Raw genomic sequence first — 10,354 nt, forward strand, 5'->3', positions numbered from 1 at the left:
ATGCAGGATGTCGAGGGTTGCGTCGGATGCTCCGACGCCGAGCCTCATGCATAGGAGACGGGTCGCCCCTATCTCAGGCGAACATGTGGTCTAGGACGCGTCCCCATAAACGGGTTCATCTGATCGTCTTGATCTGATTCAATCTCCTGGAAAGAAGATTGGTATGCGCCGTCACGAATTGAGCGACGAGGAATGGGCGATCATCGAGCCGCTTCTTCCGCGGAACAGCCGCGGGGTGGAGCGGGTTGACGATCGCCGGGTGATCAACGGCATCCTTTGGCGGTTTCGAACCGGCTCGTCCTGGCGGGACGTCCCCGAGCGATATGGCCCCCGCACGACGCTCTACAATCGCTTTTCGCGCTGGCGCAAAGCCGTGGTCTGGGATCGCCTTCTTGAAACAGTTTCAGAGAGTTACGACGGTGACATCGTGATGATCGATAGTTCCTGCGTTCGCGTTCACCAGCATGGTGCCAACGCAAAAAAGGGGGCTCTACCGATCCTTGCATGGGACGTTCTCGCGGCGGCCTGACTACCAAGATCCACGCCCTCGTCGATGCCGAAGGCAGGCCGGTTCGAATGGAACTGACGGCAGGCCAGGCCGCCGACGCGCCAATGGCCGAGAAGCTTCTGCGTGACCTTCGGCCCGGCGCGACGCTTCTGGCCGATCGCGCTTACGACACCAACGCCATCCGCCAGTTCGCCACGGAGCGCCGAGCCTGGGCCAACATCCCGCCCAAAGCCAATCGCAAGGAGACCTTCGCCTTCAGCCGCTGGGTCTATCGCCAGCGCAACCGCGTCGAACGGTTCTTCAATCGCATCAAACACATGCGCGGCCTCGCCACCCGAAACGACCGACGAGCCGACAATTATCTCGCCGCTCTCAAGCTCGTCGCAGTCCGCATCTGGATCGCTTCCAAATGAGTCCGCGTCCTAGTAAGGCTTCGATATGGAGAATAAATTGCGGGTCTTGGTAGTGAGCCAACATTTCTGGCCGGAAACGTTCAGAATCAGCGAAGTGGTGGAGTCACTCCGCGCCTGCGGCTGCGAAGTGGACGTGCTCTCTGGACAGCCGAATTATCCCGGCGGTAGGATTTTCGAAGGCTATACGGCCTTTGGGGCAGGGACGCAGACTCATCCGGACGGCTATCTTATCCATCGTGTTCCGGTCGTGCCACGCGGCAAGGGAGGAGGGATGCGGCGCGTCGCAAACTACGTTTCCTTCGTCGCGTCTGCCGCAATCATCGGACCATACCTGACGCGATCCAGGCCCTATGACGTCGTGTTTGTCTATGCCATCTCACCAATCCTGCAGGGATTGGCAGGCTGGGTCTTCAGGAAGATAAAGGGCGCCGCTCTGGTGATCTGGGTGCAGGATTTATGGCCGGACAGTCTGGAGGCTACGGGCTTCGTCAAAAACCGGAAGATACTCTCTGCCGTGGCGGCGCTTACCCGATTCATTTACCGGCGAGCGGATCTGCTGCTCGCCCAATCGCGCGGCTTCGTCGCCGAGATCCGCGGTCTGGCAGGCAGCGATGTGCCGGTCGTGTATCACCCCAATCCCGGTGATTTGACCCTAGTTCAAGGCGGGGGGAATACCGGTTCGACGCTTGAGCTTCAGCCGGGCTTCAACGTGGTTTTCGCCGGAAATCTCGGTTCCGTCCAGGCACTGGACACGATCCTCGACAGCGCCGAACAGATTTCTGATCCAAACATCCGAATTGTGCTGGTGGGAACGGGCAGCCGGTCCAACTGGCTGCGCTCCGAAGTGACGCGACGAGGCTTGAGAAACGTCGAACTGGCCGGGCGCTTCCCCGCCGAGGCGATGCCTGGGATTTTCGCGCAAGCATCGGCACTGTTGGTTACGCTCAACCGCGCCGACAATTTAAGTCGGACAATTCCGAGTAAAATTCCCAGCTATCTTGCCGCCGCACGACCCGTCATCGCATGTCTTGATGGCGAGGGGGCCGATGTTATCCGCGAAGCAGGAGCGGGTTTGACGGTTCCTGCTGAAGACGCTAAGGCACTCGCGTCCGCCATCATCGCGCTGAAGCAAATGCCTGAGGATCGGCGCGCGGCAATGGCGCAAGCCGGCAGAGCCTATTTCGATCGATACCTTGCACCCGATAAGCTGGCGCTGGCGCTGGTGCAGCATTTTCGTGAAGCGCTGGATGGACGCAAAGGTGACGCGGCTTCCGGCAAATATCTTCGGGACGCGAATGACGAAACAAGACACAGTTGAGAGGGTGCTAGTACTTGGCGCATCCGGCATGCTCGGCAATGCCGTGTTTCGCCTGTTCGCCGAATCGCCTGCGACCGCCGTGTTCGGGTCCACCCGATCGAGAGCCTTGCATCACAGGTTCCCCGAAAATCTTCGGCCGAGTCTCATAAGCAATGTCGACGTCGAGAATGATGACGCGTTGATCACGCTGTTTGCGGACGTCAATCCAGACGTGGTGATCAACTGCGTTGGCTTGGTCAAGCAATTGGCCGAGGCGAACGACTCTTTGGCCGCACTTCCGATCAACGCCATCCTGCCACACAGACTGGCTCGGCTCTGTCGTGTCGCTGGCGCCCGCCTCGTGCATGTGAGCACCGACTGCGTGTTCGACGGCGCGGACGGCGACTATAGCGAAAGCGATCGACCCAACGCGGATGATCTCTACGGGCGGAGCAAACTGCTCGGCGAGGTCGATTACGAAAACGCCGTCACGCTGCGGACTTCGATCATAGGGTGCGAACTGGGCAGCGCGCATGGGCTTGTCGACTGGTTTCTGGCGCAGGAGGGTAGCATCAAGGGATTTACCCGGGCGATCTTCTCCGGACTGCCCACGATCGAGCTCGCTCGGGTCATCCGTGATTTCGTCTTGCCCCGCCCGGAACTGAGGGGCCTTTACCATGTCTCCGCGGAGCCGATCAGCAAATACGACCTGCTTGGGATCGTGGCGGAGGTGTATGGCAAGGACATCGAGATACTGCCCGACGGGAAGCTTGCGATCGACCGCTCGCTCAATTCCGCCCGATTTCGTCATGAGACCGGCTATCGGCCTCCCGATTGGCGAGAACTCGTTCGCGCCATGCGCGACTTCGGCTAATCGATCACTTCTCGCGAGACGGAAATCTTATGTTTTCCAACAAGACGCTTCTCATCACCGGCGGCACCGGCTCGTTCGGAAATGCCGTGCTCAGTCGCTTCCTCAAGACTGACTTCGCCGAGATTCGCATCTTCAGTCGTGACGAAAAGAAGCAGGAGGATATGCGCCTGGCGCTGGGCGACGATCGCCTGAAATTCTATATTGGCGACGTGCGCGACTACCATTCGGTCGATGACGCGGTCCGCGGGGCCGACTACATCTTCCACGCGGCCGCCCTCAAGCAGGTGCCGTCCTGCGAGTTCTATCCGATGGAGGCGATCAAGACCAACGTATTGGGGGCGGAAAACGTGCTCCGCGCCGCTATCAGCCATGGGGTAAAGCGCTGTGTGGTGCTCAGCACCGACAAAGCGGTCTATCCCGTCAACGCCATGGGCCTTTCCAAGGCGTTGATGGAGAAGGTGATGGTGGCGAAGTCCCGGCTGAGCGACTCCAGCCGGACCGTAGTCTGCGCCACCCGTTACGGCAACGTCATGGCGTCGCGCGGTTCGGTCATCCCGCTGTTCCTGGACCAGCTGCGGCGGGACAGGCCACTGACGCTGACCGATCCCAATATGACCCGCTTCCTGATGTCGCTCGACGAATCGGTTGACCTGGTACTCTACGCGTTCGAGCATGCCCAGCCGGGCGATATTTTCGTCCAGAAGGCGCCCGCGTCGACGGTCGGCGATCTGGCCGAGGCGATGCGCGAATTGCTGGGACGCGAAAACCCGGTCAAGATCATCGGAACGCGTCACGGCGAAAAACTCTACGAATCGTTGGTGTCCCGAGAGGAAATGGTCCGGGCCGACGACCTTGGAGAGTATTATCGAATTCCGGCCGATTCCCGCGATCTGAACTATGACAAGTACTTTGTCGAGGGAGAACGCGAGGTGTCGGAACTCGAGGATTACACCTCCCACAACACCCGCCGCCTCGACGTGGCGCAGGTCAAGGACGTGCTGCTGCAACTCGACATCATCAAAGAGGCTGTCCGTGCTTAAGGTCATGACGATCGTCGGGACGCGGCCCGAGATCATCCGGCTGTCCCGGGTCATCGAAAAGTTCGACGCCCATTTCGACCACGTCCTCATCCATACCGGCCAGAACTACGATTACGAGTTGAACGAGATTTTCTTTTCCGACCTCGGCATCCGCGCGCCCGACGCTTTTCTGGAGGCGGCCGGAGCAACCGGCGCGGAAACGATCGGCAAAGTTATCATCGCGGCCGACCGTGCGCTCGAAACCCATCGCCCCGACGCTCTGCTGATTCTGGGCGATACGAACAGCTGTCTGGCGGCGATCGCCGCCAAGCGGCGCAAGGTGCCGATCTTCCATATGGAAGCCGGCAATCGGTGCTTTGATTTTCGTGTCCCTGAGGAGATCAATCGCCGGATCGTCGACCATACGGCCGACATCAATCTGACCTACAGCCAGATCGCCCGCGATTACCTGCTGCGCGAGGGCCTTGCGCCCGACCAGGTGATCGTCACCGGAAGTCCGATGCGCGAGGTGCTGGAGCATTACCGAATTGGTATCGACGAATCGAACGTCGTCGCCGATCTCGGCCTGACCGCGGGACGATATTTCGTCGTCAGCGCTCATCGCGAGGAAAACGTCGATGTGCCGGAGCGGTTGAGCAAGCTGCTCGAAATCCTCAACGGTCTCGCCGAGCGCCACGACGAGCCTGTCATCGTCTCGACCCATCCGCGCACGAGAAAGCGCATGGACGCCCTCGGCGCCGCTTGCCATCCCAAGGTGCGGTTCGAAAAACCCTTCGGTTTCCTCGATTATGTCAAGCTGCAGAGCTCGGCCCGGGCCGTCCTTTCGGACAGCGGCACGATCACCGAGGAGAGCGCGATCCTGAACTTCCCGGCTCTCAATCTGCGCGAAGTCCACGAGCGGCCCGAAGGATTCGAGGAGACCTCGGTCATGCTGGTCGGCCTCGATCTTCAACGCGTTCTCGACGGCCTCGCAATCCTGCAAGCGCAACCGCGCGGCGCGGAGCGGCTCCTGCGCGTGCCCCTCGATTACCAGCCGGCGAACGTCTCCGACAAACTGTTGAGGATCGTCCTCAGCTACACCGATTTCGTCGACCGGCGGGTATGGAGGAAAGCGGCACGGCCGGGAGCGTGAAGACCGCGAGGCGGGAACTCAGCGACCAATCTCAGTTTTCTCCGCACCAGGCAGATCAGGCATCGCCCGCACCACGACCCGATCCGGTTCGGTCGAATCGATCGCGACGGTTCCACCGTCCGGCTGGCGTTCGACCGCTCCGAAATATTCGGCCGTCAACCGTTGCACGGACACCCTCCGCGAATCCAAGCCGGCCTCGACACCCGGCGCTCGGATCGCATACAGCGTGGAATAGTTGTCCACCATATCGCGCTCTGAACTGATGGGGTGGATGCCCCCTCCTGGGCGGCATCGTAAGATGCCGGCGCAGCGCCTTGGTGGCGCTTTCGAAGGAGGACCCCATGTCAGACGTGCATGTCCTGGCGATCGACCTCGCCAAACGAAGCTTCCAGGTTTGCGGCACGGATCGGGGCGGGGCGGTTCTGTTTAACCGCGCACTGTCTCGGGCGAAGCTGATGAAGTTGTTGGAGATGGAGCCACCTTGCATTGTAGCGATGGAGGCTTGTGCGACGAGTCACTATTGGGGACGCGTCGCTCAGCGCAGCGGCCACGAAGTGCGACTGGTTCCGCCGATCTACGTCAAGCCGTTCGTCAAAAGGCATAAGAACGGCTGGGACTGTCAGGAATTCTGTGCGTGAGGTCATGATGATGGAAACGGAAAGGACCCTTGCATGGCCATTGAGAAAGAGCTTTTGGACCAACTTCTGGCGGGCCGCGATCCGCAGGAGATTTTCGCCCGTGACGGGTTACTGGACGATCTGAAGAAGGCGCTGTCGGAGCGTATTCTGAACGCCGAACTGGACGAACATCTGGAAGAGGAGCGGGCCGGCGAGAGGGCGAACCGCCGCAACGGGCATTCGCGGAAGTCGGTGCTGACGGGCACGTCGAAGATCAACCTGGCCATTCCCCGCGACCGGGCTGGCACCTTCGATCCGAAGCTGATCGCCAAGTATCAGCGGCGCTTTCCCGATTTCGACGCCAAGATCGTGTCGATGTATGCCCGCGGCATGACGGTCCGCGAGATCCGCGGCCACCTGGAGGAGCTTTATGGCATTGACGTCTCGCCGGATCTGATCTCGGCCGTTACCGACGCCGTCCTGGAAGAGGTCGCCGAATGGCAGAACCGTCCGCTCGACGCCTGCTACCCCCTGGTTTTCCTCGACGCGATCCGGGTGAAGATCCGCGACGAGGGCTTTGTGCGCAACAAGGCCGTCTATATCGCCCTCGGCATCTTGCCGGACGGCAGCAAGGAGATTCTGGGCATCTGGATCGAGCAGACGGAGGGCGCCAAATTCTGGCTCCGCGTCATGAACGAGTTGAAGACCCGCGGCGTTGGCGACATCCTGATCGCCGTCGTCGACGGCCTGAAGGGTTTTCCCGAGGCGATCAACGCCGTCTTCCCGGAAACGGTTGTCCAGACCTGCATCGTCCATCTGATCCGCCACTCCCTGGAGTTCGTCTCCTGGAAGGATCGAAAGTCCGTCGTTCCGGCGCTGCGGGCAATCTACCGGGCGGCGGACGAAAAGGCCGGCATGGCCGCGTTGGAGGCCTTCGAAACCGGCCCCTGGGGGCTGCGATATCCCGCGATCACCCAGAGCTGGCGGCGCAACTGGGCCAATGTGGTACCCTTCTTCGCCTATCCCGAAAGCGTGCGCCGGATCATCTACACCACGAACCAGATAGAGGCGCTGAACTCAAAGCTGCGACGGGCTGTTCGCACCCGAGGCCACTTCCCCAATGACGACGCGGCGATGAAGCTGCTATACCTCGTTCTCAACCAGGCGGCAGCGGAATGGAAACGCCCGCCCCGCGAGTGGATCGAGGCCAAGACGCAATTCGCCGTCGTCTTCGGCGAGCGCTTCGTGCTCTGATGACGAAACGGCCTCACGCACAGAATTCCTGACAGTCCCGCGGTGGGGCTTCCGAGCCAGCGCCGCAAGCCGCGTGGGCGGACGCGCTCCGATCCTCTGGCGGGCCTGTGGGACGAGATCATCATGCCGATGCTCCGCCAGGTTCCGCTGCTCCGCGCCACGACGGTGATGGAGGAGATCGGTCGCGACCATCCCGGCCGACTGGATGAGCGGCACCTGCGCACACTCCAGCGCCGCATCGCGCACTGGCGGGCAACCGAGGGGCCGGAACGCGAGATCATCTTTCGTCAGGACCATCCCCCGGGGCACCAGTCTTTGTGCGATTTCACCGAACCGGCAGCGTTCGAGGTGACCATCGCCAGCGTGCCATTTGATCATCTGCTGTTCCACTTCTGGCTGGCTTTTTCGGGCTGGCAGCACGTCAAGGTGATCGAGGGCGGCGAGAGCTTCACCGCTTTGACCGAGGGCATGCAGGAGGCGCTTTGGCAGCTCGGCGGCGCGCCCTCGACCAACCGCACCGACCGGCTTTCGGCCGCCTATCGCAACCTCGCGCCGTACGACGACGCGGCGACCGGCTACCAGGCCTTCTGCGACCATTACGGGATCGAGCCGACCCGCAACAACGCCGGCGTCAGCCATGAGAACGGTTCGGTCGAAGCTGCCCATGGCCATCTCAAGCGGTCACTGCGCGAGGCTCTGGGGCTCCGTGGCTCGCGCGATTTTGCCGATGTCGCCGCCTATCAGGCCTTCATCGCCGAACATGTCGCCTGCCGGAACGCGCGTCGCCGTGCCGAGGTCGCGCTCGAACTCGCCCGGATGAAGCCGTTGCCGAAGTTCCGGACGACGGACTTCAGCCTCGCCACCGTCACTGTCACCCGAACGTCGACTATCGCCGTGCGTGACGTCCTCTACACCGTGCCGTCGCGCCTGATCGGCTCGCGGCTCAAGGTTCATATCTACGATGGCAGGCTTGTCTGCTTTCTGGGCAGCACCGCAGTGCTGACGCTGACGCGCCGCCGGCGCAGCGCCCAGGGACCCGCACACGTCGTCGATTATCGCCACATCATCGGCTCCCTCGTCCGCAAGCCGCAGGCGTTCCGCCGCTCGGTGCTTCGCGAGGGCATGTTCCCGCGCGAGGTGTTCCGCCGTGCCTGTCGGGTCTATGTCGGACTGCTCCATCTGGCTGCCACCCACGCCTGCGAAGCAGCGCTTGCCGCTCATCTCGATGCGGTCCTCGCGGCAGGTGGCTTGCCCGACATCGAGACAGCCCGCGCCGCGGTTGCACCACCACCGAGCACGCTACCCCAGATCACCATCCGGCAGCCCGACCTGTCGGTCTACGACAGCCTCTACCAGCATCAGGAGAACGCCGATGTCACAGTCTCCGCCTGACCACACAGTTGACGCCGCGCGCCTGCCGGTCATGCTCTCGACCCTGCGGCTGCCAAGCATCGGCCGCCACTGGCAGGGCTTCGCCGACCGCGCTGATCGCGAAGGCTGGGGGGCTGCCCGCTATCTCGCCGCGCTTTGCGATCATGAGCTTGCCGATCGCGATGCCCGCCGCATTGCGCGCCACCTCGCCGAGGCAGGCCTGCCGCGCGGCAAGACTTTTGCCAGCTTCGAGTTTGCCGCCGTGCCGACCATCCGCAAAGCCCATCTCACCGCGCTCGGCAACGGTGACGCCTGGCTCGAGCAGGGCGCCAACATCCTGTGCTTTGGCCCATCCGGAACCGGCAAGAGCCATGCCGCCGCCGCAATCGGCCACGCCCTCGTCGAAGGCGGCCGACGCGTCCTGTTCACCCGCACCACCGATCTTGTCCAGAAGCTTCAGGCCGCCCGGCGCGATCTGGCGCTCCCCGCCATGCTCTCCCGGCTCGATCGGTTCGACTGCCTCATCCTCGACGACCTCGGCTACGCCAGCAAGGACCAGGCCGAGACCAGCGTCCTGTTCGAGCTCATCGCCGAACGCTACGAGCGCCGCTCGCTCATCGTCACCTGCAACCAGCCATTCTCCGAATGGAACCGGATCTTTCCCGATGCCGCCATGACTGTCGCCGCCATCGACCGCCTCGTCCATCACGCCACCATCCTTGAGTTCAACGCCGAGAGCTACCGTCGGCGTACTGCTGCCGCCGCCGCAGGGATCGCCGCATAATTGTCGTTGATGCTTGTCGCCGCGGTCCCTCGCGGCATAGTCTCCGACATGCTTGAACCCGATGCCCTCATCGTCCGCGCCGATGTCCATATTGTCGATGTTCATCCCGTCATCCGTCGCAGCCTTGAGCTGCCCCTAGATCTCAACCTCGCCCAACTCCATGAGGTGCTGCAGGCGACGTTCGGCTGGACCGACAGCCATCTTCACCAGTTTGACATCGGCGGGCTGACCTATGGCGCCCCCGAGTTCGACAGCGACGGCTGGTCCGACCGCCGCATCTTCGAGGCCAGCGACGTGCGCCTCGCCGACTTCAGCTACCGCCACGACGCGCCGATCCGCATCTCCTACGAATACGACTTCGGCGATAGCTGGATCCATGTGCTCGAGCTGACCGCCGGGCCGCGCGAGGCCGGCGTCAAGTATCCGCACTGCATCGACGGTCACCGTGCCGGACCGCCCGAAGACGTCGGCGGCCCGTCCGGCTACGCCGACTTCCTCGAAGCATGGCGTGACCCTCTTAATGATCAGCACACGGATATGCGCCGCTGGGTCGGCCGCAAGTTCGATCCCGAGCGCTTCGATCTCGACGACAACAACAAGGCAATCGCCCGCGCCATCCGCCGCTCAAAAGGCAGCTACCGGTTCCGAAACCAGACCTGACAACCGGCCATCTCGGTTGTCGTCAGGCGGACACCGAAATTGTCGTTGCACACGCGTCTATCATCTCACCGTATTGGAGATTGTAAGGTGCGCCGTCTCGCTGGACTTCCATCGTATCAGTTCGCGGCCGCAGGCCAAGCAGCGCCGCGAAAATGTAATCCTCGGGCGCGCCCACACGCCTCAGCACACCCGTCGTTGGGTTGAACGAGAAAGCATCGGATGAAGACCCGGCAACAAGAGCCCCGTGAAACAGGAATAGGGCATTGATTTCGAAACCGTCTGCCCGAACGAACTCGGGAATGGTCGAGTAGCTAATCCATTCGGCTTCGCCCTCACAGATCCGGGCATGCGGCTTTCCCGCACCCGGCTCCTCCCGGAAGTAACCCGCATTAAGCTGCTCGTGG

At 62.1% G+C, this 10,354-nt stretch carries 10 protein-coding genes and 2 pseudogenes; 10 read left to right on the forward strand and 2 right to left on the reverse strand.

Annotation, left to right across the window (positions count from 1 at the left end):
• Positions 1 to 163 precede the first annotated feature (163 nt).
• The 5 genes and pseudogenes from VSX60_RS21025 (at position 164) to wecB (ending at position 5,264) form a co-directional block, all read left to right on the forward strand.
• Positions 164 to 921 (forward strand): annotated as a pseudogene (locus tag VSX60_RS21025) (IS5 family transposase).
• Positions 922 to 946: 25 nt separating this feature from the next.
• Positions 947 to 2,239: a glycosyltransferase family 4 protein gene (locus VSX60_RS21030; RefSeq protein ID WP_327626206.1), complete on the forward strand. Its 1,293-nt coding sequence runs from the start codon at positions 947 to 949 to the stop codon at positions 2,237 to 2,239.
• Positions 2,181 to 3,092, forward strand: coding sequence for a dTDP-4-dehydrorhamnose reductase family protein (locus tag VSX60_RS21035; RefSeq protein ID WP_327626207.1), 912 nt, complete (start codon positions 2,181 to 2,183; stop codon positions 3,090 to 3,092). The genes VSX60_RS21030 and VSX60_RS21035 overlap by 59 nt, the downstream gene beginning before the upstream one ends.
• 29 nt (positions 3,093 to 3,121) lie before the next feature.
• Complete coding sequence (locus tag VSX60_RS21040) at positions 3,122 to 4,132, forward strand: polysaccharide biosynthesis protein (protein ID WP_327626208.1); 1,011 nt, start codon at positions 3,122 to 3,124, stop codon at positions 4,130 to 4,132.
• Positions 4,125 to 5,264, forward strand: coding sequence for a non-hydrolyzing UDP-N-acetylglucosamine 2-epimerase (gene wecB / locus VSX60_RS21045; protein ID WP_327626209.1), 1,140 nt, complete (start codon positions 4,125 to 4,127; stop codon positions 5,262 to 5,264). The genes VSX60_RS21040 and wecB overlap by 8 nt, the downstream gene beginning before the upstream one ends.
• An 18-nt stretch (positions 5,265 to 5,282) precedes the next feature.
• Here wecB and VSX60_RS21050 read toward each other — a convergent pair whose 3' ends face one another.
• Positions 5,283 to 5,432, reverse strand: a complete 150-nt coding sequence (locus VSX60_RS21050) for a hypothetical protein (protein ID WP_327626210.1) — start codon at positions 5,430 to 5,432, stop codon at positions 5,283 to 5,285.
• Between the two features lie 173 nt (positions 5,433 to 5,605).
• On the opposite strand from VSX60_RS21050, the pseudogene VSX60_RS21055 reads away from it, so the two are divergent.
• The 5 genes and pseudogenes from VSX60_RS21055 to VSX60_RS21075 all read left to right on the forward strand — a co-directional run.
• Positions 5,606 to 5,872: pseudogene (locus VSX60_RS21055) on the forward strand (IS110 family transposase); the annotation flags it as partial.
• Positions 5,873 to 5,935: 63 nt separating this feature from the next.
• The gene (locus VSX60_RS21060; RefSeq protein ID WP_327626212.1) at positions 5,936 to 7,135 is read left to right on the forward strand and encodes an IS256 family transposase; all 1,200 of its coding nucleotides are present in this window, start codon (positions 5,936 to 5,938) and stop codon (positions 7,133 to 7,135) included.
• A gap of 42 nt (positions 7,136 to 7,177) precedes the next feature.
• Positions 7,178 to 8,527, forward strand: a complete 1,350-nt coding sequence (istA, locus tag VSX60_RS21065) for an IS21 family transposase (protein ID WP_327626213.1) — start codon at positions 7,178 to 7,180, stop codon at positions 8,525 to 8,527.
• A complete protein-coding gene (istB, locus tag VSX60_RS21070) occupies positions 8,508 to 9,290 on the forward strand; it encodes an IS21-like element helper ATPase IstB (protein ID WP_327626214.1) in 783 nt (260 codons plus the stop codon). The genes istA and istB overlap by 20 nt, the downstream gene beginning before the upstream one ends.
• 9 nt (positions 9,291 to 9,299) lie before the next feature.
• Complete coding sequence (locus tag VSX60_RS21075) at positions 9,300 to 9,950, forward strand: plasmid pRiA4b ORF-3 family protein (RefSeq protein WP_327626216.1); 651 nt, start codon at positions 9,300 to 9,302, stop codon at positions 9,948 to 9,950.
• A 22-nt stretch (positions 9,951 to 9,972) separates the two neighbouring features.
• Here the strand turns inward: VSX60_RS21075 and VSX60_RS21080 are convergent.
• Positions 9,973 to 10,354: hypothetical protein (locus VSX60_RS21080; RefSeq protein ID WP_327626215.1), on the reverse strand; the 382-nt coding region annotated here is incomplete at its 5' end.

The organism is Aurantimonas sp. A3-2-R12 (assembly GCF_036016755.1).
Classification (GTDB): domain Bacteria; phylum Pseudomonadota; class Alphaproteobacteria; order Rhizobiales; family Rhizobiaceae; genus Aurantimonas; species Aurantimonas coralicida_A.